The organism is Phenylobacterium sp. (genome assembly GCF_041916435.1).
Lineage (GTDB): Bacteria > Pseudomonadota > Alphaproteobacteria > Caulobacterales > Caulobacteraceae > Phenylobacterium.
The window spans coordinates 227,871-250,601 of sequence record NZ_JAYRZM010000004.1; the positions used below are offsets into that span (position 1 = coordinate 227,871).

The window sequence follows — 22,731 nt, forward strand, 5'->3', positions numbered from 1 at the left end:
CATCGCTGGTTAAGCAAGACCGGCGCCAAGCGGGGCGGGGCTGATGGCCCTGTTCTTCGACGCGGCGTGGTTCGACGCGGCCCTGGCCGAGCGCGGCCTGTCGCGCGCCGTGCTGGCGGCGGCGGCCGGCATGGGCGAGGCCGAACTCGCCCTGGCCTACAAGGACCAGCGGGAGCTGTCGGCGGCCGAGGTGGCCGCGTTCGCCGAGGTTCTGGGGGCCTCGCCCGCCGAGATCGCCCGCCACGCCGGCGTCTCCACGCCCACGCCCGGCCTGGACGCGGGCGCGCGCATCGCCCAGCTCGAGCGGCGGGTGGCGATGCTGGAGGCGGAGGTGGCGCGGCTGCGCGCGGAAAAGGGCTAGGTCAGACCTTGGTCCGGGCGATGGCGCCGTTGGGCAGGCGCCGGTCGGCCGCGCCGGAATATTCGGTCCGCACGTAGGCGGTTTTTGCCGCCTCGAGCACGCCTTGCCCGGCGCGAAGGCCGCGGCGGCGCTCCTGGCCCATGCGGTGGGCGTTGAAGGCGGCCTCGTCGACGGGATCGACCGTCAGCGGCCTGGCCGCCGCCTCGGGCGGGGCGGCGTCCTCGGGCGAGCCGCCGTTCGCGCCCCGCGCCTGCTGGGAGGCGCGGTCGGCCTTGCGGGCGCGGGCGATGCGGCGGACCGGATCGATGGGCGAGGTCATGCGGCGATCCTTGCTCCAGGTTCCTTAAGAAACGGCTCGACGCGTTCGCGCGTTGAACCGGTCTCAGCCTAGCAAGGTCGGCGCCTAACTCTTATTGGCGAGCTTCTCAATTTGGGCCTGCATCTCCTCGAGCCGCTGCTTCAGCTCGGCCAGCCCGTCGTCGCCCGCCGGCGCGGCTTCGGCCGACGGCGCGGCCGCGGCCGGCTTGGCCGCCGAGGTCTCCTGCGGCGTGGCGAAGGTGAACGGCGAGAACATCTTCATGGCCCGGTCGAACAGGGCCATGTTCTGGCGGATGGTCTCGTCATAGACGTTCGCGCCCGGCGTCAGGGCGGCGAACTGGCTGCGCAGCCGCTCCTGCTGTTCGGCGAAGCTGGCCAGCGACAGCTCCAGGTAGCTCGGCAGGAAGCCCTGCATCGAATTGCCGTAGAAGCCGATGAGCTGGCGCAGGAAGCGGATCGGCAACAGGTTTTCGCCGCGGGCCTCCTCCTCGAAGATGATCTGGGTGAGGACGGTTCGGGTGATGTCCTCGTTGGTCTTGGCGTCGTAGACAACGAAGTCGACGCCCTGCTTCACCATCTCGGACAGGTGCTCGAGCGTCACGTAGGAACTGGAGGCCGTGTTGTAGAGCCGCCGGTTCGCATACTTCTTGATGACGACGCGGTCGTCGCCGGGCTTAGCGCCGCTGTCCTGGGTGTCAGCCATCCCAATTCCTTTTGCAGACCCCGTTCCCCCGATTGGCGCAGGCCCTGTTCTGCGCCGCAGTATCGCGGAAGCGCGCCGAATGGCAAATGCGTCACGTGGACGAAGATAAGCGATTGTAGCCTTGCTCAAATTCCTTCCGATCGGGATAGATGAGCCCGACGGCCCCCACGCCTTCCCTTAGGAGCTTCCCATGACCGATGTCGTCATTGTCTCCGCCGCCCGTACGCCGGTCGGCTCGTTCAACGGGGCGTTGTCGTCCCTGCCGGCCCACGAACTGGGCAAGATGGCCATCGAGGCGGCCGTCGCCCGGGCGGGCGTGACCGTCGCCGATGTCGAAGAAGTGATCCTGGGCCAGGTGCTGCAGGCCGCCGCGGGCCAGGGGCCGGCCCGCCAGGCCGCCATCCACGCCGGCATTCCGGTCGAATCGCCGGCCTGGAGCCTGAACCAGCTCTGCGGCTCGGGCCTGCGCGCGGTGGCGCTGGGCGCCCAGCAGATCGCCGACGGCTCGGCCAAGATCGTGGTGGCCGGCGGCCAGGAGAGCATGAGCCAGTCGCCCCACGCGCAGAACCTGCGCAACGGCCACAAGATGGGCGACCTGGCCTTCGTCGACACCATGATCAAGGACGGCCTGTGGGACGCCTTCCACGGCTACCACATGGGCCAGACGGCCGAGAACATCGCCGCCCGCTGGCAGATCACCCGCGAAGACCAGGACAAGTTCGCCGTGGCCTCGCAGAACAAGGCCGAGGCCGCGCAGAAGGGCGGCAAGTTCAAGGACGAGATCGCGCCCGTGGTCATCAAGACGCGCAAGGGCGAGACCGTGGTCGACCAGGACGAGTACATCCGTCATGGCGTGACGCTGGAGAGCATCTCCGGCCTGAAGCCGGCCTTCGCCAAGGACGGCTCGGTCACGGCGGCCAACGCCTCTGGCATCAACGACGGCGCCGCGGCCCTGGTGCTGATGAGCGCCGACGAGGCCAAGGCCCGCGGCCTGACGCCCATGGCGCGGATCGCCTCCTGGGCCCATGCGGGCGTCGACCCGGCGATCATGGGCACCGGCCCGATCCCGGCCAGCCGCAAGGCGCTGGAGAAGGCCGGCTGGAGCGTGGCCGACCTGGACCTGATCGAGTCCAACGAGGCTTTCGCCGCCCAGTCGATCTGCGTGGTGCGCGACCTGGGCCTGGATCCGGACAAGGTGAACGTCAACGGCGGGGCCATCGCCATCGGCCACCCGATCGGCGCGTCCGGCGCGCGGATCCTGACGACCCTGGTGCACGAGATGAAGCGTTCGGGCGCCGCCAAGGGCCTGGCCACCCTGTGCGTGGGCGGCGGCATGGGCGTGGCGCTGTGCGTCGAGAAAATGTGATCCGCGGGGCCTAAGAGCCCAGGGCGGGATCCGGACGAACCGGGTCCCGCTTCAAGCGGGGTTGGTGGAGTTCCTTTTCGGGGAGGAGCGTATGGCGAGAGTGGCGCTTGTCACGGGCGGGACCCGTGGCATCGGACGGGCGATCTGCGAGCGGCTGAAGGCCGACGGCATGCTGGTGGCGGCCGGTTATTCGGGCAACGACGAGGCGGCCGCCGCCTGCGCCCGGGACCTCGGGATCATGGTGGTCAAGGGCAACGTCGGCAACTTCATGGACTGCAAGCACGCGGCCGAGAAGGTCGCCGCGGAGCTCGGGCCTATTGACGTTCTTGTGAACAACGCGGGCATCACCCGCGACGGCGTGTTCCACAAGATGACCAGCGAGCAGTGGAGCGAGGTCATCCGCGTGAACATGGACTCGCTGTTCAACATGACCCGCCAGGTGATCGAAGGCATGCGCGAGCGCGGCTGGGGCCGCATCGTCAACATCTCCTCGATCAACGGCCAGAAGGGCCAGATGGGCCAGACCAACTATTCGGCGGCCAAGGCCGGAATGATCGGATTCACCAAGGCCCTGGCGCTGGAGAACGCCAAGAAGGGCGTGACGGTGAACTGCATCGCCCCCGGCTACATCGACACCGAAATGGTGCAGGCCGTGCCGGAGAAGGTGCTCGAGGGCATCATCGCCCAGATCCCGGTGGGACGACTGGGCCACGGCGAGGAGATCGCCGACATGGTGGCCTTCCTCGCCGGCGAACGCGCCGGCTATGTCACCGGCGCCACCCTCGCCTTGAACGGCGGGCAATACATGGTCGGCTGAAGGGAGCTGACGCGTCCAAAAAGCGCCCCACTCCACCGTCATCACCTGATCGCCATGGCGAGCGGAAGAGCGGCGTTTCTGTCGAAAGGTGTCCTCATGGCGACCCTCGTCGCCATGAGCTGCGCCCTAGCAGGCGGCGCGTCGGCCCAGAGCCTTCGGGAGAGTCTGTTCGGACAGCGGCCGTCCGACGGCCGGCGGATGAACCCGCCGCCTGTGGGCCGGTATGTTTCCGAGGAAGGCGCCCACTTCACCCTGGACCGCAGCGGCGAGCCGCCGCTCCTGAAGTTCGACGACAGCCCCGAGATCTACGCCCTGCAGGCCCAGCCGGCGCCGCGCGGCGACGTGATCTACAAGAACGACCTGGGCGAGCCGATGCTGCGCGCCACGCGCCTGGGCGGGCTGACGGTGTTCACCGTGGACCGGCCCGGCGGGTCCGCCGCGGCGCTGGACGGCGATTCCCCGCCCATCCGCCTGCCGACGCTGGGGCCCCAGGCGCTGGTGGAGCGGATGGCCCAGGCCAGCGCCCGGGCGAGCCGCGCCGCGCGGCGGCTGATTCCCTTCGAGGCCGAGGCGACGCCGACCTCGGCGCCGCTGATCGCCGACGCCGCGACGGTGACCGCCGAAGCGGTGGTGCGCATGTCCCGCCGCGCGGACGGCCGCACCCTGCTGGCGCGGATCGTCAAGGTGCGCCTGGTCGAGGGCAAGAAGCCGGAGGCCGTGCTCAGCAAGGGCGTGATGCGCATCACCATCGTGCCGTCTGACGGCCTCGCCGGCCGGCCCTCGTCGGACCGGATCATCTGGGTCGCCGAGAAGCACTAGGGCGGCGTCCGGTGTCGGCGGTCCTCACCCCTTGAAGTTGTCCTTGGCCGCGCGGACCGCGGCGAAGGCTTCGTAGGCCGGCTTGCCGGCGGCGTTCACCTGGGCGGCCAGCATCGGCGCGCGCAGGAACGGGTTGGTGGCCTTCTCCAGGGCGATGGTGGTCGGCACCGTGGCCTCGCCCCGCTCGCGGGCGGCGAAGATCTCCTCGGCGCGGGCCTTCAGCGCCGGATCGCCGTCCACCGACAGGGCGAACCGGGCGTTGGAGGCGGTGTATTCGTGCGCGCAATAGACGGCGGTGTCGTCGGGCAGCGCCGCCAGCCGTTGCAGGCTGGTCCACATCTGTTCGGCGGTGCCCTCGAAGATCCGCCCGCAGCCGAGGGCGAACAGGGTGTCGCCGACGAAGGCGATGCGGTCGGCGGCGTCATAGTAGGCGATGTGGCCCAGGGTGTGCCCGCCGGCCTCGATCACCTCGAAGCGGGTCTGGCCCAGCTCCACCGCGTCGCCGCCCGCGAGCTCGCGGTCCAGCGGAGCGATGCGGCGCACCTCGGCGGGCCCGACGATCTTGGCCCCGGTGGCCTTCTGGATCTCGGCGTTGCCGCCGGCGTGGTCCGGATGCCAGTGGGTGTTCATGATCAGCGCCAGGTTCCAGCCCAGCGTCTTGAGCTCGGCCAGGATCGCCGCCGCGTCGGGCGTGTCGACGCACGCGGCCAGCCCGGTCGCCTCGTCGCGGATCAGGAATCCGTAGTTGTCGGACAGGCATGGGAACTGGTGGACGGTGAGCGGCATGGCGGCCTCCGGGGCGTGAGGGACGGGACAAGGCCCGCCGGACCGATTTAGGGTGCCCGTCCCCGAAGGTCGAGCACCGCTCCTAGAGTCTCCATGCGCCGCGACGTCCTGCAACTGCGCCAGTTCTACGCCTCCGCTCTCGGCCGGCCGGCGCGGGAGATGATCACGCGCAAGGTGGTGGAGGCCTGGGGCGAGGCGACCGGGCTGGACGTCCTGGGCCTGGGCTACGCCACGCCGTTCCTCGCCCACCTGCACGGGCCGACGCGGCGGGTGGTGGCGGCGATGCCGGCGCAGCAGGGGGTGGAGCTGTGGCCCGGGCGCGCGGGCAACCTGGCGGCGCTGACCGAGGAGGAGACGCTGCCGTTCCCCAACGCCCTGTTCGACCGGATCCTGGCGGTCCACGCCCTGGAGGAGAGCCCCGATCCCCTGGGCCTGCTGCGCGAGGTCTGGCGCGTGCTGGCGCCGTCGGGCCGCGTGATCGTGGCGGTGGCCGCGCGCAACGGCCTTTGGGCCAACGCCGAGGGCACGCCCTTCGGTCACGGCCGGCCCTACACCCGCAGCCAGCTCGCCGAGCTGCTGCGCGAGGCCGAGCTGGAGCCGTCGGGCTACACCCGCGCGCTCTACGTGCCGCCGGTCGCCTGGCTGGCCGGCTGGGCCGAGGGCTTCGAACAGGCCGGCTCGCGCCTGTGGCCGCAGTTCTCCGGCGTGGTGCTGATGGAGGCCGTCAAGCAGACCTTCGCGGTGAAGGCCAGGGCCGTGCGGGTGCGCGCCCGGGCCCCGCGTCCGGCGCTGGCGCCGCAGCCGGCCACCCGCAGCCGCCGCAGGCCGGCAAACGGCTGATTTGTCGGGCGCCTCAATGGCGGGCGCCGGCGGATATGCCCCTCGCACCCCCTTGGAGCGCGGTTCGGATCGCCCTAGCTTTGATCGAAGCGCCGCAATCCTGCGGCCCTATGGGAGACGCGCCATGAAGATGATCGTCGCGGTCATCAAGCCCAGCCGCCTCGACGCCGTGCTCGAGGCCGTCACCGAGGCCGGCGCGTCCGGCCTGACCGTCACCGAGGTGCGCGGCTACGGCCGCCAGCGCGGCAAGACCGAGGTCTATCGCGGCGCCGAGTACGAGGTGAAGCTGCTGCCCAAGGTGAAGCTGGAGATCGCCGTGCCGAACGACATCGCCGACGCGGTGGTCGAGGCGGTGGCGACCACCGCCAACACCGGCAAGATCGGCGACGGCAAGGTCTTCGTCATGGACCTGGAGTCGGCGCTGCGCATCCGCACCGGCGACCGCGACGCCGCCGCCATCGCCGGCTGAGCCGGACCTAGTCGAACAGGTCGGTCTTCGGCGCCGGCGGGGCGGGCGACTGGCGCCGGCTCAAGAGGTAGAGCGCCGATTCCGCGCGCCAGTTCTCGATCGGCCGCGCCGGATCGATCGGCCGCGCCGGCTGGCCCAGGCTGATCGCCGCGCAGGCGTCGATGCGCAGGTCCAGGTCGGCGCAAAGCGCGGTGAAGTCGCGCAGGGTGCACAGGTGGATGTTGGGCGTCGACCACCAGGGGTCGGGCAGGGTGCTGGTCTCGGGCATGCGGCCGTTCACCAGCAGCGCCAGGCGCACCCGCCAGTGGCCGAAGTTCGGCACCGAGACCACCGCGTGGTCAGCGATCCGCAGGAGCTCGTTCAGCACGTGCCGCGGCTCGCGCATCTGCTGCAGGGTCTTGGACAGGATCGCATAGTCGAAGGCCTTGGCCGGGAAATAGTCCAGGTCGCGGTCGCCGTCGCCCTGCACCACCGACAGGCCCTTGGCCAGGCACGCCGAGACGCCCTCGCCGCTGATCTCCAGGCCCTGGCCCTGGACGTCCTTCTCCTGGGTCAGCAGCTCCAGGAGCTCGCCCTCGCCGCAGCCCACGTCGAGCACGCGCGAGCCGGGGCGCACGAGCCGGAGGATCTCGCGGAAGTCCTCGCGCAGGACGCTCACGAAAGACCCCGCGCCTGGGCCGCCGAATTGATGAAGCCGCGCAGCGCCGAATCCAGCAGCGGCTCGTCGAGGAAGAAGGCGTCGTGGCCCTTGTCGGTCTCGATCTCCACGAAGCTGGTGCGGCAGCCGGCGGCGTTCAGCGCCCGCACGATGTCGCGGCTCTCGGCGGTGGGATAGAGCCAGTCCGAGGAGAAGGAGAGCACGCAGAAGCGCACGTGCCGGGCGTTGCGGAACGCCCCGGCCAGCACCCCGCCGTAGCTCGCCGCCAGGTCGAAGTAGTCCAGGGCGCGGGTGATGTAGAGGTAGGAGTTGGCGTCGAAGCGGTCGACGAAGGTCGAGCCCTGGTGGCGCAGATAGCTCTCCACCTGGAAGTCGGCGTCGAACCCCCAGGACAGGCCGTCCCGCTGCAGCTCGCGGCCGAACTTGCGCTGCAGCGCCGGCTCGGAGAGGTAGGTGATGTGCGCGGCCATGCGCGCCACGGCCAGGCCCTTGTCCGGGCGCACCCCGAGCGTCAGGTAGGCGCCGCCCCGCCAGTCGGGATCGGCCATGATCGCCTGGCGGCCCACCTCGTGGAAGGCGATGTTCTGGGCCGAGTGGCGCGGCGCGGCGGCGATGCACACGGCGTTGGCCATCCGCTCCGGATAGTCGGCCGCCCACTGCTGCACGTGCATGCCGCCCATCGAGCCGCCGACCACGGCGAACAGGGTCTCCACGCCCAGCGCCTCCACCAGCATGGCCTGGGCCCGCACCATGTCGGCGATGGTGATCATCGGGAAGGCCAGGCCGTAGGGCTGGTTCGTCTCGGGATTGATCGAGGCCGGCCCGGTCGAGCCCATGCAGCCGCCGATCACGTTGGAGGCGATGATGAAGAACCGGGACGGGTCGAGCGGCAGGCCCGGCCCGATCACCTTGTGCCACCAGCCGGGCTTGCCGGTGGTGGGGTGGGGCGAGGCCGCGTACTGGTCGCCGGTGAGCGCGTGGCACACCAGGATGGCGTTGGACTTGTCGGCGTTGAGTTCGCCGTAGGTCTCGTAGGCGATCTCCAGGGGGGCGAGCACGGCGCCGGAATCCAGGCGCAGCGGCCTGTCCGCCGGGAAGCGCATCACGCCCCCGCCGCTCGCCAGCCCAGCTTCAGCCTCAACCGCAATGGTCATGGCCGCCTTGGACCGTCTAGTCTGCCCCCTGTCAACCGCTTCGCGTAGGCCGCCGGCGCGGCTATGACAGGCCGAAGCGATGGAGAGAGAATGGACCGGCTGATCCTGTTCCGGCACGGCAAGGCCGAGCATCAATCCGCCAGCGGCGAGGATTTTGATCGTGGCCTCACCCCGCGCGGGGAGCGGGAATCGCGCGCCATGGCCGACATCCTGGCGGAGATGGGCTTCACGCCGGACGTGGCGCTGGTCTCGGCGGCGGCGCGCGCCCGCGCCACCTGGCAGGCCGCCGCTCCGGTGTTCCCCGACGCGCAGGTGTCCGTGGAGGAGGAACTCTACCACGCCCCCTCCGGCGTGGTGCGCGAGCTGGCCGAGCGGGCGGGACGCACCGCGCGCACGGTCATGGTGGTGGGCCACAATCCGGGCCTGCAGGAGCTGGCGGTGGAGCTGCTGATCGAGGGCGCCAGCGGCCAGGCCCTGATCTCCCGCGCCGCCAACCAGTTTCCCACCGCCGCGGCGGCGGTCTTCCTGATCGACGCGGCGGGCCGGCCTGCCTACGACGGCCTGTTCTTCCCGCCCAGGGACCGGGGATGAGCCGCATCTACAAGATCCTGTCGCGCGCCGAGTGGGACGCGGCGCGGGCGGCCGGCAGCTTCCAGGGCTCGGCCGTGGACCTGGCCGACGGCTACATCCATTTCTCCACCGCCGCCCAGGCCCAGGCCACGGCGGCCAAGTGGTTCAAGGGCCAGGACGGGCTGGTGGTGCTGGAGGTGGAGGCGGACGACCTGCCCGACCTGAAGTGGGAGCCCGCCCGCGGCGGCGATCTCTTCCCCCATCTCTACCGGCCGCTCGACACCAGCCTGGTGCGCGCCGTGCGCGTCGCGCCGCTGGGCGAGGACGGAGCGCCGCGGGTGGAGGTCGAGGCGTGAGCGGCCTGCACGACCTCGCCGCACGGCTGATGCACGCCTTCGATCCGGAGGACGCCCACGGCCTGACGATCCGTGCACTGAAGATGGGCCTAGGTCCGCGCGGCGGCGGCGACGATCCGATCCTGGCGACCGACCTCGCCGGACTGAAGCTGGCCAATCCGGTGGGCCTGGCCGCCGGGTTCGACAAGAACGCCGAGGTCTTCGCGCCCATGCTGGCGGCGGGCTTCGGCTTCGTGGAATGCGGCACGGTCACGCCGCTGCCGCAGGCGGGCAATCCCAGGCCCCGGCTCTTCCGCCTGACCGAGGACCGGGCGGTGATCAACCGCATGGGCTTCAACAACGGCGGCCTCGAAGCCTTCGCCGCGCGCCTGCGCCAGGCCCGCGCGGCGGGGATCGTCGGGGCCAACATCGGCGCCAACAAGGACGCGGCCGACCGCATCGGCGACTATGTGACCGGGCTGAAGCGCCTGTGGGGCCTGGCGAGCTACTTCACCATCAACATCTCCTCGCCCAACACGCCGGGCCTGCGCGCCCTGCAGACCAAGGCCGCGCTGGAGGAGTTGCTGGGCCGCCTGGCCGAGGCGCGCGACGGCCTGCCGGCCGAGGGCCGCGTTCCGATGTTCCTGAAGGTCGCGCCCGACCTGGAGGATGGCGAGGTCGAGGCCATCGTCGAGACGGTGCTGGCCCACGGCCTGGAGGGGATCATCGTCTCCAACACCACCATCTCGCGCCCGCCGCTGACGTCGCGCTTCGCCGGCGAGACGGGCGGGCTGTCGGGCGCGCCGCTGATGACGCTGTCGACGCAGATGCTGCGGCGGTTCCACACGGCCGCGGCCGGGCGGCTGGTGCTGATCGGCGCGGGCGGAATCGCCTCGGGGGCGGACGCCTACGCCAAGATCCGCGCCGGCGCGCACGCCGTGCAGCTCTATTCGGCGATGGTCTACGAGGGGCCCGGGCTCGTGGGCCGCATCAAGGCCGACCTCGCCGAGCGCCTCCGCGCCGACGGATTCTCATCCGTGGCCGAGGCCGTGGGCGCGGCCTAGGTTCTCAGGAAAACGCGGGGCGATGGGGGTGTGACACCGCCCCCATCGCCGCTCCGCCACGTATCCGAGCCGGTCGACCTTTCTGGCGACGAAAAGGTCTGCGGCGCGGCGACGTTCTTTCGGGCTATTCCGCGGCCTGGCGCGAAATGCCGATCTTGGGGGCCAGCTCGCCGGCGGCGTAGCGCTTGGCCATGGCCGACATCGGGATCGGCTTGATCTTCGAGGCGTTGCCGGCGGTGCCGAATTCCTGGAAGCGCTGCTCGCAGACCGCGCGCATGGCCTGCATGGCGGGCTTCAGATACTTGCGCGGGTCGAACTCTTCCGGGTGCTCGGCGAAGACCTTGCGGATGGCGCCGGTCATGGCCATGCGGTTGTCGGTGTCGATGTTGATCTTGCGCACGCCGTTCTTGATGCCGCGCTGGATCTCTTCGACCGGCACGCCCCAGGTCTGGGGCATCTGGCCGCCGTACTGATTGATGATGTCCTGCAGCTCCTGCGGCACGGACGACGAGCCGTGCATCACCAGGTGGGTGTTGGGCAGGCGGCGGTGGATCTCCTCGATCACGTTCATCGCCAGCACCGCGCCGTCCGGCTTGCGGGTGAACTTGTAGGCGCCGTGGCTGGTGCCCATGGCGATGGCCAGGGCGTCGACCTCGGTGGCCTTCACGAACTCGACGGCCTGCTCCGGGTCGGTCAGGAGCTGGTCATGCTCGAGCTTGCCCTCGAAGCCGTGGCCGTCCTCCTTCTCGCCCATGCCGGTCTCCAGCGAGCCCAGCACGCCCAGCTCGCCCTCGACGCTGGCGCCCACCCAGTGGGCCATGTCCACCACGTTGCGGGTCACGCGGACGTTGTAGTCGTAGTCGGCGGGGGTCTTGCCGTCGGCCTTCAGCGAGCCGTCCATCATCACCGAGGTGAAGCCGTACTGGATGGCCGTGGCGCAGGTGGCTTCGTTGTTGCCGTGGTCCTGGTGCATGCAGATTGGGATCTGCGGATACATCTCCGCCATGGCGTCGATCAGGTGCTTCAGGACGATGTCGTTGGCGTAGGAGCGGGCGCCGCGGCTGGCCTGCATGATCACCGGCGAGTCGGTGGCCTCGGCGGCCTCCATGATCGCCAGGGCCTGCTCCATGTTGTTGATGTTGAACGCCGGCACGCCGTAGCCGTGCTCGGCGGCGTGATCCAGAAGCTGTCTCAGAGTGATCCGGGCCATGTCGCCGCTTCGTCCTTCGTATCTTATTGGGCCAGGGCCGCCACGCCGGGCAGGCTCTTGCCTTCCATCCATTCAAGAAACGCGCCGCCCGCCGTCGAGACGAACGTGAAGTCGCCCGCGCAGCCGGCATGGTTCAACGCCGCCACCGTATCACCGCCGCCAGCCACCGCCACCAGCTTCCCGGCCTTGGCGAGCTCTCCGGCCTTGCGGGCGGCCTCGACCGTGCCCTTGTCGAAGGGCGGGATCTCGAACACGCCCAGCGGGCCGTTCCAGATCAGGGTCTTGGAATTCTCCATCGCCCGGCACAGGCGCTCCACGGTCTCGGGACCGGCGTCGAGGATGCGCTCGTCGTCGTCGACCTCGCCAAGGCCGCGAACCCGCGCCGGGGCGCCGGGGGCCATCTTCTCGGCCACGACGATGTCCAGCGGCAGGAAGAGCTTGCAGTTGTTCTGGCCGGCCAGGCGGATGATCTCACGGGCGGTCTCGGCCATCTCCTTCTCGCAGTAGGAGGCGCCGACATCATGGCCTTGGGCGTAGAGGAAGGTGTTGGCCATGCCGCCGCCGATGGCCAGCTTGTCCAGCTTGGTGACCAGGTTGCGCAGCAGGTCGAGCTTGCTGGAGACCTTCGAGCCGCCGACGATGCCCAGCACCGGGCGCTGAGGATTGCCGAGCGCCTTGTCGAGCGCGGTGAGTTCGCGCCGCATCTGTTCGCCCGCATAGGCCGGCAGCAGGTGCGCCAGGCCCTCGGTCGAGGCGTGCGCCCGGTGGGCCGCGGAGAAGGCGTCGTTGACGTAGAGATCGCCGTTGGCGGCGAGCGCCTTGGCGAACTCGGCGTCGTTCTCTTCCTCGCCGGGGTGGTAGCGGACGTTCTCCAGCAGGAGCACGTCGCCGGCCTTCAGCGCGTCGACCGCGGTCTTGGCGACGTCGCCGACGCAGTCATGGGCGAAGGCGACGGGCGCGCCGAGCACCTTGGCCAGGGCGGGCGCGATGGGCTCCAGGCTCATCGACGGCACGACCTTGCCCTTGGGCCGGTCGAAGTGCGCGAGCAGGATCACCTTGGCCCCTCCGGCGCGCAGCTTCTCGATGGTGGGCACGGCGGCCCGCAGCCGCGTGTCGTCGGTGACCTGGGCGTCGCCGCCCTCTTCCCGGTGCACCGGCACGTTCAGGTCGACGCGCACCAGGGCGCGCTTGCCGGCCAGATCGGCGTCGTCGAGGGTCTTGAAGGTCATTCCGTAGCTCCGCTCATCCCGGCGCAGGCCGGGACCCGGGGTCTGTCCGGGCGCTCGGTGGGTGTGGCCTCAGGTCCGTCCCGCGCCGCGGCGAGCGGCGGGGACGGGACAGGATGCGGCAGGGCTCAGATCAGCTTGGCGATGGCGAGCGCGGTGTCGCTCATGCGCGTGGAGAAGCCCCACTCGTTGTCGTACCAGGACAAGACGCGGCCGAGCTGGCCTTCGATCACCTGGGTCTGGGGCAGGGCCGCCGTGGACGAGGCGTCCACGTGGTTGAAGTCGATCGACACCAGCGGGTCGTTGGTGGTGGCCAGCACGCCCTTCAGCGGGCCGTTGGCGGCGGCCAGCAGGGCCTCGTTGATCTCTTCCTTGGTGACCGAGCGGCCGGGCACGAACTTCAGGTCCACCACCGAGACGTTGGGGGTCGGCACGCGGATCGACGAGCCGTCCAGCTTGCCCTTCAGCTCCGGCAGCACCAGGCCGACGGCCTTGGCCGCGCCGGTGGACGTGGGGATCATGGACATGGCCGCGGCGCGGCCGCGGTAGAGGTCCTTGTGCATGGTGTCCAGGGTCGGCTGGTCGCCGGTGTAGGCGTGGATCGTGGTCATGTAGCCGCGCTCGATGCCGCACAGGTCGTGGACGACCTTGGCGACCGGCGCCAGGCAGTTGGTGGTGCACGAGGCGTTGGAGACGACCAGGTCGTCCTTGGTCAGGGTGTCGTGGTTCACGCCGAACACGATGGTCTTGTCGGCGTTGTCGCAGGGCGCCGAGACCAGCACGCGCTTGGCGCCGGCCTCCAGGTGGGCGCTGGCCTTCTCCTTGGTGGTGAACAGGCCGGTGCATTCCAGGGCGATGTCGACGCCCAGCTCCTTGTGGGGCAGCTCGGCGGGGTTGCGGATCGCCGTGACCTTGATCTTGCCGAAGCCCACGTCGATCGTGTCGCCGTCGACCTTCACCTCGCCGGGGAAGCGGCCATGCACGCTGTCGTAGCGCAGCAGGTGCGCGTTGGTCTCCACCGGGCCCAGGTCGTTGATGGCGACGACCTCGATATCGCGCCGCCCGTGCTCGACGATCGAGCGAAGGACGAGCCGGCCGATGCGGCCGAATCCGTTGATCGCGACGCGAACGGTCATGGTGGAGTTCTCCTCGTAGCGGCCCGAAAGGGGCCTTTTGGCTTAATTTGGGGCGGGTTGTTGAGGCCGACAGGCCCTGAGTCAACCCCCGGGCGGTCCCCTAGCAAGATCAGGTCCAGTCTGGGGTCGAAAGGTGACAGCGCCCCGATCGCCCCGTCGGCTCAACGCGTGAAGCGGTGGATCACCTCGTCGGGACGCTCCAGGACGTCGTGATAGGCGGGCGCCTCGGCGCCGATCGCCTTTTCCCAGAACGCCAGCCCCGGCGCGTTGGCCCGGTGGACCTTCAGCTCCCACACGCCTTCATAGCGCCCGAACAGGGCGCGCGCCGCGGCCAGCCCGACGCCCGCGCGCCTATGTTCCGGCAGGACGCAGAATTCGGCCACGGCCCGGTCGCAGCCCAGGCCCGAGGGCGACACCCGGTTGACCAGCGCGAAGCCCGCCCGCTCGCCGTCGGCCAGGATCCATAGCGGAATGCGCTCCGGCTCGATCCAGTAGGCGTCGAACCAGGGATCGTCGCAGGGAGATCCCTTGGCGCGCGCCGGCTCGGTCAGGTCGGCGTAAGCGATCTGGTAGGCGTCGAACAGCGGCCGCAGCACGCCCTTGTCGGCGAAGGCGACAGGGGCGAGGGCGACTTTCACGGCGAAACTCCGGACGAGGGCGTCGGACAGCTTACGCCCGCCCCGCGAGCCGTCGAGACGCGCCCGAAGGGTCAGTCCCCGCGGACGGGCCGCACCTTGCCGGCGGCTTCCCGCGCGCGGGCGCGGGCGGTGTCGACATCGGTCGCGCGGGCCAGGGCCACGCCCATGCGCCGCCGCTCGAACGCCTCGGGCTTGCCGAACAGGCGCAGGTCCGCGCCGGGGACGCCCAGGGCCTCGTCGACGCCTTCGAAGGCGATCGCCTTGGCGTCCATGCCGCCATAGATCACCGCGCTCGCGCCCGGCTCGCGCAGGCTCACGTCCACCGGCAGGCCGAGGATCGCGCGGGCGTGCAGGGCGAACTCGCTCTGGTGCTGGGTGACCAGCGTCACCAGTCCGGTGTCGTGCGGCCTGGGACTGACCTCCGAGAACCACACCTCGTCGCCCTTCACGAAGAGCTCGACGCCGAAGATGCCGAGCCCGCCCAGGGCCTCGGTGACCTTGCCGGCGATGGCGCGGGCCAGCGCCAGGGCCGGGGCGCTCATCGGCTGGGGCTGCCAGCTTTCCACATAGTCGCCCTTCACCTGGCGGTGGCCGATCGGCGCGCAGAAGCTGGTCTGGATCGAGCCGTCGGCCGCCCGCGAGCGCACGGTGAGCTGGGTGATCTCGAAATCGAAGTCGATGCGGCCCTCGACGATGACGCGCGGCTGCTCCACCCGCCCGCCTTCCATGGCGTAGCGCCAGGCCTGGGCGATCTCGCCGGGCCCCTCGACATAGCTCTGGCCCTTGCCCGAAGACGACATCACCGGCTTCACGAAGCAGGGAAAGCCGGTGACATCGCGCGCCGCGGCGGCCAGTTCGGCCTCCGACGAGGCGAAGGCGTAGGTGGAGGTGGGCAGCCCCAGCTCCTCGGCCGCCAGCCGGCGGATGCCCTCGCGGTTCATGGTGAGCTGCACGGCGCGCGCCGTGGGGATCACGGTCGCCAGGCCCTCGGCCTCGATCGCGGCGAGCTCGTCGGTGGCGATCGCCTCGATCTCCGGCACGATCAGGTTCGGCCGCTCGGCCTCGACCAGGGCGCGCAGGGCCTTGGCGTTGGTCATGGCGATGACGTGCGCGCGGTGGGCCACCTGCTGGGCCGGGGCGTCGGCGTAGCGATCGACGGCGATCACCTCCACGCCCAGGCGCTGCAGCTCGATCACCACCTCCTTGCCGAGCTCGCCGGAGCCCAGCAGCATGACCTTGAAGGCGGAGGCGGAGAGCGGCGTGCCCAGGCGCATGGCGTCAGTCCCCCAGCTTCGCCTTGGCCGCCGCGACGACCGCCTCGGCGGTGATCCCGAACTCCTTGTACAGCCGATCGGCCGGGGCGCTGGCGCCGAAGCCGGTCATGCCCACGAAGGCGCCGTCCTCGCCGATGAAGCGCTCCCAGCCGAAGCCGACGCCGGCCTCGATGGCCACGCGCGCCGGCGCCTTGCCGATCACCTGGGCGCGGTAGCGCGCCGGCTGGGCGGCGAACAGCTCCCAGCAGGGAACCGAGACGACGCGGGTCGGCACGCCGTCGGCCTCCAGCGCCTTGCGGGCGTCGAGCGCGATCGACACCTCGGTGCCGGTGGCGAAGATCGTCACCTTGGCCGGGGCCGAAGCGGCCGCCAGCTCATAGGCGCCCTTGGCCGAGAGGTTCTCCTCGGCCGCCTCGACGCGCACGGCCGGAACCTTCTGGCGCGACAGGGCCATCACCGAGGGCGTCGCCTTATGGGTCAGGGCGACCTTCCAGCACTCGGCGGTCTCCACCGCGTCGGCCGGGCGGAAGACCATCAGGTTCGGCATGGCGCGCAGCGAGGCCACGTGCTCCACCGGCTGGTGAGTGGGCCCGTCCTCGCCGAGGCCGATGGAATCGTGGGTCATGACGTGAACCACGCGCACGCCCATCAGCGCGCCCAGGCGGATCGCCGGGCGGCTGTAGTCGGAGAACACCAGGAAGGTGCCGCCGTAGGGGATCACCCCGCCGTGCAGGGCCATGCCGTTCATCGCCGCGGCCATGCCGTGCTCGCGCACGCCGTAGTTCACATAGCGGCCGGCGTAGTCGGGGGCGTCGAAGGTCTGGGTGTTCTTGACGAAGGTGTTGTTCGAGCCGGTCAGGTCGGCCGAGCCGCCGACCATCTCCGGGATCGCCGGGAACAGGGCGTCCAGCGCCGAGCCGGAGTGCTGGCGGGTGGCCGCCGCGGGCTTGGAGGCCACGGCCTCGGCGATATGGGCGTCCAGCCGCTCGAAGGCGTCGGCGGGCAGCTCGCCCTTCATCGCCCGCTCGAAGACGGCCTTGTGCGGCGAGGCGGCCAGGCGCGCCTCCCAGGCGCGGCGGTGCTTGCGGCCCTTGCGGCCGGCGGCGCGCCAGGGCTTGAGGATCTCGTCGGGCACCACGAAGGGGTCCCAGGTCCAGCCCAGCTTCTGGCGGGTGGCGGCGATCTCGGCCGCGCCCAGGGCCGAGCCGTGGGTCTTGTGGCTGCCTTCCATGGTCGCCGCGCCGCGGCCGATGTGCGTGCGGCAGGCGATCAGGCTTGGCCTGTCCTGCTTGGTCGCCCAGGCGAGCGCGCGGCGGATCTGGCCGGCGTCGTGGCCGTCGATCGCCTTCACGGCCCAGCCGGCGGCCTTGAAGCGGGCCATCTGGTCGCCCGTCTCCGACAGGGTGATCGGCCCGTCGATGGTGATGTTGTTGTCGTCCCAGAGAACGGTGAGCTTGGAAAGCTTCAGCCGGCCGGCCAGGGCGATGGCCTCGTGGCTGACGCCCTCCATCAGGCAGCCGTCGCCGGCCACCACCCAGGTGCGGTGGTCGACCAGGTCGTCGCCGAAGCGTGCGGCCAAGTGACGCTCGGCCATCGCCATGCCGACGGAGGTGGCGATCCCCTGGCCGAGCGGCCCGGTGGTGGTCTCCACGCCCGGCGTGTGGCCGTACTCGGGGTGACCGGGGGTGATCGAGCCCCACTGACGGAAGTTCTTCACCTGATCCATGGTCATGGCCTTGAAGCCGGTCAGGTGCAGCAGCGAGTAGAGCAGCATCGAGCCGTGGCCGGCCGACAGCACGAAACGGTCGCGATCGGCCCAGTCAGGCTTGGCGGCGTCGTACTTCAGGAACCTGGTCCACAAGACCGTGGCCACGTCCGCCATGCCCATCGGCATGCCCGGGTGGCCTGAGGCGGCCTGTTCGACCGCGTCCATCGAAAGAACGCGGATGGCGTCGGCCATGGTTGGTTGCGGTGCGGACATGCGTGTGGGGCCCCAGGTGGTCGATGCGCGGCGAGCGGGGGGTGGCACGCGGCGCGGCGAGGGTCAAGAAAAGCAAGCGCTTTCGATCACGCCCTCACGCGGTCTATAGATTGGGAGCCACACCCTGGGAGTGCGGAATGATCCGTGAGCCGAGCGAAAGCGCCATCGACCAGGCCGCCAAGCGGCTTGAGCGCGCCGTCGCGCGCCTGGAACAGAAGCTGACGACGGGCGAGGGCTTCACGGCCGCCGCGCCGCTGGACGCCGATACGGCGAAGCTCGCCGCCGAGCTCGACAAGGTGCGATCGCGCGAACGCCAGCTCGAGGAGGCCGGCGCGGCGGCCTCCGAAGCGCTCGGCCGGGCCATCGCCGAGATCCGCTCCGTCCTCAGCGCGCCCGCGGCGGCGCCGGCGGGGGAATAGGCCATGGCCCAGCTCACCATCGACGTGAACGGCCGGCCCTACAGCGTCGGCTGCGAGGACGGCCAGGAGGGCCACCTGCTGGACCTGGCGCGGATGTTCGACCGGCTCGTGCGGCAGGTCTCCCAGGACATGGGCCAGCTCGGCGAGACGCGGCTGTTCCTGATGGCGGCCCTGCTCTTGGCCGACGAGATGAGCGACACCCGGGCGCGGATGACCGCGATCCAGGGCGAACTGGCCCGTCTGCAATCGGACAACGCCCGCATCGAGGCCCGCGCGGCCTCGGCCCTGGAGCGCGCCGCGCGGCGCATCGAGGAACTGGCCGGGGACTGACGCTTCGCCCCCGTTGTGGTTTGGCCGGCGAACCCCTACCTTCAGCGGCGGCGGGTCCTGCTGCGGCTCTCGTCGAAGGCAACATATCCCAGCGACCTTAATCATCTCGAAGGGAGCTGTCCCTGTCCGGAGCCGTGGCGCCGGGCACATGGCGCCCACCTGGTCTTCCAGGTCGAGGGGATTTAAACCGCCCTTCACGGCTCACGCGGCGCCGCCACCCTTTTCCCGCAAAGCTTCAGCCGCCTAAGGTCCGCGCGTGACCCTCGACGCCTCTTCCGCCAAGTCCGAGCTGCGCCGCCGCCTGCGCGCCCTGCGCCGCGAGCTGGCGGCCGCGAACCCCGGCGCGGCCGAGGCGGCGGCCGCCCACCTGCCGGCGGGCCTGGCCGGGGAGGCCCGTGTCGTCGCCGCCTACCATCCGGTCGGCGCGGAGATCGATCCGCGTCCGGCGCTGCTCGCCCTGCAGCGGCAGAGCGGGGCGGGCGCCAGCCTGGCCCTGCCGGTGACGGTGGACCGCGACAGTCCCCTGGAGTTTCGCCTGTGGGCGCCGGACGCGGTGCTCGCAAGGGACGCCATGGGCGCCCAGGCGCCCGGACCGGACGCGCCGCTCGTCACGCCCGACCTGGTGATGACGCCCCTCCTGGCCTTCGACCGGTTCGGCGGACGGCTGGGGCAGGGCGGAGGCCACTACGACCGCACGCTGGCGGAGTTGCGCGGCGCCGGATCGGTGTTCGTCCTCGGCCTCGCCTACGCCGGCCAGGAGGTCGATCGGCTGGAGCTGGACGCCCACGACCAGCGGCTGGACGCCATTTTGACCGAAACGGGGTATAGGGAGTTCCGATAGGACGACCTGATGAGATTTGCCTTCTTTGGAGACGTGGTGGGCCGCTCGGGCCGCGATGGCTTGACCGAGCACCTGCCGGGACTGCGCCGGCGCCTGGGCCTGGAGTTCGTGATCGTCAACGCCGAGAACGCCGCGGCGGGTTTCGGGATCACCGAGTCCACCGCCCGTGAGCTGTTCGACGCCGGCGCCGACTGCCTGACCCTGGGCAACCATTCCTGGGACCAGAAGGAGGCGCTGACCTACATCGTGCGCGAGCCGCGCCTGATCCGGCCGCTGAACTATCCGGTGCTGTCCGACGCGCCCGGCCGCGGCGCCCAGCTTTTCGAGACCGAGGCGGGGCGGCGGGTCCTGGTGATCAACCTGCTGGGCCGGGTCTACATGGATCCGCTGGACGATCCCTTCGGCGCGGTGGACCGAGAGCTGGAAGCCTGCCCGCTCGGGGCCGTGGCCGACGCCATCGTCGTGGACATGCACGCCGAGGTCAGTTCCGAGAAGATGGCCATGGGCCATTTCTGCGACGGCCGCGCGAGCCTGGTGGTGGGCACCCATACCCACGTGCCGACCGCCGACGCCCAGATCCTGCCGGGCGGCACCGCCTACCAGACCGACGCGGGCGCCTGCGCCGACTATGACAGCGTGATCGGCAACCAGAAGGAAGAGCCGCTGCGGCGCTTCACCACCCGCATCTCCGGCGGGCGGTTCAAGCCCGCGGAAGGGCCGGCCACCGTCTGCGGCGTCTTCGTCGAGACCGATCCGGCGACGGGCCTGGCGCGCAGGGTCGAGCCGATCCGCGTGGGCGGGCGGCTGTCCGCCCATGTCCCCGAGGTGGAGACGGCGCGCGCGCTCTAGGCCACGCGGGACCGGCGGCCGGCCTCGCGCGTTCCGCCGCCCACGCCCGCGGCGATGGCGGCGATCAGATCGGCCGGTGAAATCGGCTTGGCCTGAACCGCGTCGAAGCCCAGCCGCATGAGCCGCTTGTCCTCGCCGGCCATGGCGTCGGCGGTGAGCGCCACCACCGGCAGGTCGCGGGCCACGCCCGCCTCGCCCTCGCGGATGCGGCGCAGGGTCTCCACGCCGTCCATGCGCGGCATGTGCACGTCCATCAGCACCAGGTCGTAGTCGCGGTCGCGCAGCATCTCGAGGGCGTAGATCCCGTCGTCGGCGGTCTCCACCACCGCGCCGGCCGCCTCCAGCACGGCGCGGGCCACGGCCTGGTTGATCTTGTTGTCCTCGACCACGAGCAGGCGCAGGGCTTCCACGCCGCCCTGCGGCTGGGCGGGCGGCTCGGCCGGGGCGGGCGCGTCGACGGCCGCCAGGGGCAGGGTGACGCGGAACGTGGCGCCCTCGCCCGGAGCGCTCTCCACGAAGATGTCCCCGTCCATCAGGGCGACGAGCTCGCGGCAGATGGCCAGGCCCAGGCCCGTGCCGCCGAAGCGGCGGGCGATGCTGGCGTCGCCCTGGGTGAACGGCTGGAACAGGCGCGCCTGCTGCTCGGCCGACATGCCGATGCCGGTGTCGTCGACGCAGATCTCGACGCCTTCGCCCCGGGCCGGGCGCAGGGTCAGGCGCACGCAGCCCTCGGAGGTGAACTTCAGGGCGTTGGACACCAGGTTCAGCATGATCTGGCGGATGCGCGTGGGATCGCCCATCACCCACTGGGGCGTCGCCGGGTCGACCACGCAGAGCAGGCGCAGATTCTTGGCCGCGGCCGGCTCCAGCCACAGGTCGCAGACCCGCCGCGCCAGGTCCGGCAGGTCGAAGGCCTCTTCCTCCAGGTCGAGCTTGCCGGCCTCCACCTTCGACAGGTCCAGGATGTCGTTGAGGATGGCCATCAGGGTGTCGCCGGAGCGGATCAGCATGTCGGCCTGCTCGGCCTGGCGCGGCTCCAGCGGGCCGTCCTTCAGCGCCCTGGCCATCCCCAGGACGCCGTTCATGGGCGTGCGCAGTTCGTGGCTCATCATCGCCAGGAACGCCGACTTGGCCTGGCTGGCCATCACCGCGTCGGCCTTGGCCGCTTCCAGCTCCTCGGCGGCGCGGCGGTTGATGCCCGCCGCGGCCAGGAAATAACCGATCACCAGCAGCACCCCGGCCGTGACCGTGAGCAGCGGCGCGCCGGAAAAGCCCGACGTGACGATCAGCGTCACGGCGACGATCGCCGGAACGCCGCCGACCAGCAACAGCGCCGCGCGCGAGCGCGCGGTGAACGCCTGGGCGTGCATCAGTTGTCCGGTGAAGTAGCAGAGGGCGGCGATGCGCAGGGCCGGATCGCCCGTGCGCCAGTAGAGCACGCCCGCGCCCGACCAGACGCAGGTCATGAACAGGACGCCGATCAGGTAGTTGAGCCGGCCGAGCCGGGAGGCGTCTTCACCCCTCACCTGGCGGCGGCTCGCCGCGAAGGTCCAGCTTTCGGCCAGGGCCAGCAGGACCACCCAGCCGAGGCTGACCAACCAGCCGAAATTGACCACCATCAGGGCGGCGGCGAGGGCGGCGGTGACCAGGCGGGCGAGCGTGGTGCGCCGCGCGTCGCGCGCCATGTTGTCGAGGCGCTGATCAAGCACGCCTTGGGCGGTCGCCGTGCGCGACCCTGATTTCCCGAACATCGCCACCTTCGGTCCTGCGGCCCAACGCTTCGTCAGCCTCAGGCGAAATGGTGAACCGAGGGTTGCCGCGCCCAGGAGGCGCTATTGAGGCGGGGGCGGGCCGCGATCGCCGCGCTTGCGGCGCTTGCCGTCCTCGGGCGGCCCGGCGTTCGGGGCGTGGGGCAGGGTGTCCAGGGTCAGGCGGCCGTCGCCGTCCTTGTCCAGCAGGGCGAAGCGCCTGGACGCCGCCTTGGCCCATTCGTCGGCGGTGATGCGGAAGTCCAGGTTGAAGTCCGCGCCGCGCACGGGCTGCGGCTCGTTGAGCATGGAAAAGCGCGCCGCGCCCTCGCGGCCGATGCGCTCGCGCTTGGCGCCGCCGCCGCCGCCGCCCTCGCGTCCGCCGCCGGGAGGCCCGCCGCCTCCTCCACGCGGCCCGCCGCCGCCGCCCGGCCCGCCGAGCGACAGGCGGGTGATCTCCGGAGCGATCTTCGTTTCGTAGACCTGGTTCTCCTCGCCGCTGATCACGCCGTCATGGTCGGCGTCGAGCACCTTGAAGAAGCGCATGGCGTCGGCGCGGAACTCGTCCAGGGTCAGGACGCCGTCATGGTTGGCGTCGGCGCGGGCGAACCAGGCCGCGCGTCCGTCCTCCTGGCGGAACGGCTCGCCGTCCGGGGCGATGAACAGCCGCTCCCGATGCGGCCCGCCGGGGCCGCCGGGACCGCCCGGCCCGCCGCGGCCGTCCGGCGGGGGACCGGGCGGCTGGTCGTCGGAGGGCGCGGCGTGGGCCGCCGCGGCCAGGGTCGTCGCGGCGGCGGCGAGGAGCAGGAAATGGCGCAT

Annotated in this window: 26 protein-coding genes and 1 other RNA gene; 14 read left to right on the forward strand and 13 right to left on the reverse strand. The window is 71.1% G+C overall.

The features are described from left to right. Positions 1-43 precede the first annotated feature (43 nt). A complete protein-coding gene (locus tag ACE3TA_RS12535; RefSeq protein ID WP_374574131.1) occupies positions 44-361 on the forward strand; it encodes a helix-turn-helix domain-containing protein in 318 nt (105 codons plus the stop codon). Between the two features lies 1 nt (position 362). Here ACE3TA_RS12535 and ACE3TA_RS12540 read toward each other — a convergent pair whose 3' ends face one another. Together ACE3TA_RS12540 and phaR are read right to left on the reverse strand one after the other, a co-directional pair. Beyond that, positions 363-680 (reverse strand): hypothetical protein, encoded by a 318-nt coding sequence (locus ACE3TA_RS12540; protein WP_374574132.1) that lies wholly within the window; start codon positions 678-680, stop codon positions 363-365. 84 nt (positions 681-764) lie between these two features. Beyond that, positions 765-1,382: a polyhydroxyalkanoate synthesis repressor PhaR gene (gene phaR / locus ACE3TA_RS12545; RefSeq protein WP_374574134.1), complete on the reverse strand. Its 618-nt coding sequence runs from the start codon at positions 1,380-1,382 to the stop codon at positions 765-767. Positions 1,383-1,572: 190 nt separating this feature from the next. On the opposite strand from phaR, the gene ACE3TA_RS12550 reads away from it, so the two are divergent. The 3 genes from ACE3TA_RS12550 to ACE3TA_RS12560 all read left to right on the forward strand — a co-directional run bounded on the left by ACE3TA_RS12550 (position 1,573) and on the right by ACE3TA_RS12560 (position 4,384). Continuing rightward, on the forward strand, positions 1,573-2,748 hold the full coding sequence (locus ACE3TA_RS12550; RefSeq protein WP_374574136.1) for an acetyl-CoA C-acetyltransferase: 1,176 nt from the start codon (positions 1,573-1,575) through the stop codon (positions 2,746-2,748). Between the two features lie 91 nt (positions 2,749-2,839). Then, positions 2,840-3,565, forward strand: a complete 726-nt coding sequence (locus tag ACE3TA_RS12555; protein WP_374574138.1) for a beta-ketoacyl-ACP reductase — start codon at positions 2,840-2,842, stop codon at positions 3,563-3,565. A gap of 96 nt (positions 3,566-3,661) precedes the next feature. Beyond that, positions 3,662-4,384, forward strand: a complete 723-nt coding sequence (locus tag ACE3TA_RS12560; protein ID WP_374574140.1) for a DUF4908 domain-containing protein — start codon at positions 3,662-3,664, stop codon at positions 4,382-4,384. Between the two features lie 24 nt (positions 4,385-4,408). Here the strand turns inward: ACE3TA_RS12560 and gloB are convergent, their stop codons facing one another. Continuing rightward, on the reverse strand, positions 4,409-5,170 hold the full coding sequence (gene gloB / locus ACE3TA_RS12565) for a hydroxyacylglutathione hydrolase (protein WP_374574142.1): 762 nt from the start codon (positions 5,168-5,170) through the stop codon (positions 4,409-4,411). A 93-nt stretch (positions 5,171-5,263) separates the two neighbouring features. Here gloB and ACE3TA_RS12570 point away from each other — a divergent pair, with 93 nt between their 5' ends. Then, positions 5,264-6,010: a class I SAM-dependent methyltransferase gene (locus ACE3TA_RS12570; RefSeq protein ID WP_374574144.1), complete on the forward strand. Its 747-nt coding sequence runs from the start codon at positions 5,264-5,266 to the stop codon at positions 6,008-6,010. A gap of 124 nt (positions 6,011-6,134) precedes the next feature. Continuing rightward, positions 6,135-6,479, forward strand: a complete 345-nt coding sequence (locus tag ACE3TA_RS12575; protein ID WP_374574146.1) for a P-II family nitrogen regulator — start codon at positions 6,135-6,137, stop codon at positions 6,477-6,479. A gap of 7 nt (positions 6,480-6,486) precedes the next feature. On the opposite strand, the gene metW is transcribed toward ACE3TA_RS12575, so the two are convergent. Then, positions 6,487-7,137 (reverse strand): methionine biosynthesis protein MetW, encoded by a 651-nt coding sequence (gene metW / locus ACE3TA_RS12580; RefSeq protein WP_374574148.1) that lies wholly within the window; start codon positions 7,135-7,137, stop codon positions 6,487-6,489. Beyond that, complete coding sequence (locus ACE3TA_RS12585; RefSeq protein WP_374574150.1) at positions 7,134-8,291, reverse strand: homoserine O-acetyltransferase; 1,158 nt, start codon at positions 8,289-8,291, stop codon at positions 7,134-7,136. The genes metW and ACE3TA_RS12585 overlap by 4 nt, the downstream gene beginning before the upstream one ends. A gap of 90 nt (positions 8,292-8,381) precedes the next feature. On the opposite strand from ACE3TA_RS12585, the gene ACE3TA_RS12590 reads away from it, so the two are divergent. From ACE3TA_RS12590 to ACE3TA_RS12600, 3 genes are read left to right on the forward strand one after another with little or no spacing between them, the layout of a single operon-like run. Continuing rightward, a complete protein-coding gene (locus ACE3TA_RS12590) occupies positions 8,382-8,882 on the forward strand; it encodes a histidine phosphatase family protein (RefSeq protein WP_374574152.1) in 501 nt (166 codons plus the stop codon). Beyond that, a complete protein-coding gene (locus tag ACE3TA_RS12595) occupies positions 8,879-9,217 on the forward strand; it encodes a DUF952 domain-containing protein (RefSeq protein ID WP_374574154.1) in 339 nt (112 codons plus the stop codon). Before ACE3TA_RS12590 ends, ACE3TA_RS12595 begins: the two co-directional genes overlap by 4 nt. 5 nt (positions 9,218-9,222) lie before the next feature. Beyond that, positions 9,223-10,260 carry a quinone-dependent dihydroorotate dehydrogenase gene (locus ACE3TA_RS12600; protein ID WP_374574812.1) on the forward strand — a complete coding sequence of 346 codons (1,038 nt, stop codon included), beginning with the start codon at positions 9,223-9,225 and terminating at the stop codon, positions 10,258-10,260. A gap of 124 nt (positions 10,261-10,384) precedes the next feature. Here the strand turns inward: ACE3TA_RS12600 and fba are convergent, their stop codons facing one another. The 6 genes from fba to tkt form a co-directional block, all read right to left on the reverse strand. Continuing rightward, on the reverse strand, positions 10,385-11,470 hold the full coding sequence (gene fba / locus ACE3TA_RS12605) for a class II fructose-bisphosphate aldolase (protein ID WP_374574156.1): 1,086 nt from the start codon (positions 11,468-11,470) through the stop codon (positions 10,385-10,387). Between the two features lie 23 nt (positions 11,471-11,493). Beyond that, complete coding sequence (gene pgk / locus ACE3TA_RS12610; protein WP_374574158.1) at positions 11,494-12,699, reverse strand: phosphoglycerate kinase; 1,206 nt, start codon at positions 12,697-12,699, stop codon at positions 11,494-11,496. 125 nt (positions 12,700-12,824) lie between these two features. Then, on the reverse strand, positions 12,825-13,832 hold the full coding sequence (gap, locus tag ACE3TA_RS12615; protein ID WP_374574160.1) for a type I glyceraldehyde-3-phosphate dehydrogenase: 1,008 nt from the start codon (positions 13,830-13,832) through the stop codon (positions 12,825-12,827). 161 nt (positions 13,833-13,993) lie between these two features. After that, positions 13,994-14,470, reverse strand: a complete 477-nt coding sequence (locus ACE3TA_RS12620) for a GNAT family N-acetyltransferase (RefSeq protein ID WP_374574162.1) — start codon at positions 14,468-14,470, stop codon at positions 13,994-13,996. 71 nt (positions 14,471-14,541) lie between these two features. Further along, on the reverse strand, positions 14,542-15,744 hold the full coding sequence (gene purT / locus ACE3TA_RS12625) for a formate-dependent phosphoribosylglycinamide formyltransferase (RefSeq protein ID WP_374574164.1): 1,203 nt from the start codon (positions 15,742-15,744) through the stop codon (positions 14,542-14,544). Between the two features lie 4 nt (positions 15,745-15,748). Next, on the reverse strand, positions 15,749-17,725 hold the full coding sequence (gene tkt, locus ACE3TA_RS12630) for a transketolase (RefSeq protein ID WP_374574166.1): 1,977 nt from the start codon (positions 17,723-17,725) through the stop codon (positions 15,749-15,751). 137 nt (positions 17,726-17,862) lie between these two features. Between tkt and ACE3TA_RS12635 the strand changes: the two genes are divergently transcribed. The 5 genes from ACE3TA_RS12635 to ACE3TA_RS12655 all read left to right on the forward strand — a co-directional run bounded on the left by ACE3TA_RS12635 (position 17,863) and on the right by ACE3TA_RS12655 (position 20,164). Beyond that, positions 17,863-18,144 carry a DUF4164 family protein gene (locus ACE3TA_RS12635; RefSeq protein ID WP_374574168.1) on the forward strand — a complete coding sequence of 94 codons (282 nt, stop codon included), beginning with the start codon at positions 17,863-17,865 and terminating at the stop codon, positions 18,142-18,144. Positions 18,145-18,147: 3 nt separating this feature from the next. Beyond that, positions 18,148-18,474 (forward strand): cell division protein ZapA, encoded by a 327-nt coding sequence (locus tag ACE3TA_RS12640; RefSeq protein ID WP_374574170.1) that lies wholly within the window; start codon positions 18,148-18,150, stop codon positions 18,472-18,474. A gap of 54 nt (positions 18,475-18,528) precedes the next feature. After that, a non-coding RNA gene (ssrS, locus tag ACE3TA_RS12645) (6S RNA) lies at positions 18,529-18,690 on the forward strand. A 40-nt stretch (positions 18,691-18,730) separates the two neighbouring features. Further along, positions 18,731-19,315 carry a 5-formyltetrahydrofolate cyclo-ligase gene (locus tag ACE3TA_RS12650; protein WP_374574172.1) on the forward strand — a complete coding sequence of 195 codons (585 nt, stop codon included), beginning with the start codon at positions 18,731-18,733 and terminating at the stop codon, positions 19,313-19,315. 9 nt (positions 19,316-19,324) lie between these two features. Further along, positions 19,325-20,164 (forward strand): YmdB family metallophosphoesterase, encoded by an 840-nt coding sequence (locus tag ACE3TA_RS12655; protein WP_374574174.1) that lies wholly within the window; start codon positions 19,325-19,327, stop codon positions 20,162-20,164. On the opposite strand, the gene ACE3TA_RS12660 is transcribed toward ACE3TA_RS12655, so the two are convergent. Together ACE3TA_RS12660 and ACE3TA_RS12665 are read right to left on the reverse strand one after the other, a co-directional pair. Beyond that, positions 20,161-21,873 (reverse strand): ATP-binding protein, encoded by a 1,713-nt coding sequence (locus ACE3TA_RS12660; protein WP_374574176.1) that lies wholly within the window; start codon positions 21,871-21,873, stop codon positions 20,161-20,163. The genes ACE3TA_RS12655 and ACE3TA_RS12660 overlap by 4 nt on opposite strands. Before the next feature lie 123 nt (positions 21,874-21,996). Beyond that, positions 21,997-22,731, reverse strand: a complete 735-nt coding sequence (locus tag ACE3TA_RS12665; protein ID WP_374574178.1) for a hypothetical protein — start codon at positions 22,729-22,731, stop codon at positions 21,997-21,999.

Coding starts and splice junctions, on each gene's coding strand:
- ACE3TA_RS12535 (WP_374574131.1), top strand. CDS start 44: ATGGCCCTGTTCTTCGACGCGGCGTGGTTCGACGCGGCCCTGGCCGAG.
- ACE3TA_RS12540 (WP_374574132.1), bottom strand. CDS start 680: ATGACCTCGCCCATCGATCCGGTCCGCCGCATCGCCCGCGCCCGCAAG.
- phaR (WP_374574134.1), bottom strand. CDS start 1,382: ATGGCTGACACCCAGGACAGCGGCGCTAAGCCCGGCGACGACCGCGTC.
- ACE3TA_RS12550 (WP_374574136.1), top strand. CDS start 1,573: ATGACCGATGTCGTCATTGTCTCCGCCGCCCGTACGCCGGTCGGCTCG.
- ACE3TA_RS12555 (WP_374574138.1), top strand. CDS start 2,840: ATGGCGAGAGTGGCGCTTGTCACGGGCGGGACCCGTGGCATCGGACGG.
- ACE3TA_RS12560 (WP_374574140.1), top strand. CDS start 3,662: ATGGCGACCCTCGTCGCCATGAGCTGCGCCCTAGCAGGCGGCGCGTCG.
- gloB (WP_374574142.1), bottom strand. CDS start 5,170: ATGCCGCTCACCGTCCACCAGTTCCCATGCCTGTCCGACAACTACGGA.
- ACE3TA_RS12570 (WP_374574144.1), top strand. CDS start 5,264: ATGCGCCGCGACGTCCTGCAACTGCGCCAGTTCTACGCCTCCGCTCTC.
- ACE3TA_RS12575 (WP_374574146.1), top strand. CDS start 6,135: ATGAAGATGATCGTCGCGGTCATCAAGCCCAGCCGCCTCGACGCCGTG.
- ACE3TA_RS12585 (WP_374574150.1), bottom strand. CDS start 8,291: ATGACCATTGCGGTTGAGGCTGAAGCTGGGCTGGCGAGCGGCGGGGGC.
- ACE3TA_RS12590 (WP_374574152.1), top strand. CDS start 8,382: ATGGACCGGCTGATCCTGTTCCGGCACGGCAAGGCCGAGCATCAATCC.
- ACE3TA_RS12595 (WP_374574154.1), top strand. CDS start 8,879: ATGAGCCGCATCTACAAGATCCTGTCGCGCGCCGAGTGGGACGCGGCG.
- fba (WP_374574156.1), bottom strand. CDS start 11,470: ATGGCCCGGATCACTCTGAGACAGCTTCTGGATCACGCCGCCGAGCAC.
- pgk (WP_374574158.1), bottom strand. CDS start 12,699: ATGACCTTCAAGACCCTCGACGACGCCGATCTGGCCGGCAAGCGCGCC.
- gap (WP_374574160.1), bottom strand. CDS start 13,832: ATGACCGTTCGCGTCGCGATCAACGGATTCGGCCGCATCGGCCGGCTC.
- purT (WP_374574164.1), bottom strand. CDS start 15,744: ATGCGCCTGGGCACGCCGCTCTCCGCCTCCGCCTTCAAGGTCATGCTG.
- tkt (WP_374574166.1), bottom strand. CDS start 17,725: ATGTCCGCACCGCAACCAACCATGGCCGACGCCATCCGCGTTCTTTCG.
- ACE3TA_RS12635 (WP_374574168.1), top strand. CDS start 17,863: ATGATCCGTGAGCCGAGCGAAAGCGCCATCGACCAGGCCGCCAAGCGG.
- ACE3TA_RS12640 (WP_374574170.1), top strand. CDS start 18,148: ATGGCCCAGCTCACCATCGACGTGAACGGCCGGCCCTACAGCGTCGGC.
- ACE3TA_RS12655 (WP_374574174.1), top strand. CDS start 19,325: ATGAGATTTGCCTTCTTTGGAGACGTGGTGGGCCGCTCGGGCCGCGAT.
- ACE3TA_RS12665 (WP_374574178.1), bottom strand. CDS start 22,731: ATGCGCCATTTCCTGCTCCTCGCCGCCGCCGCGACGACCCTGGCCGCG.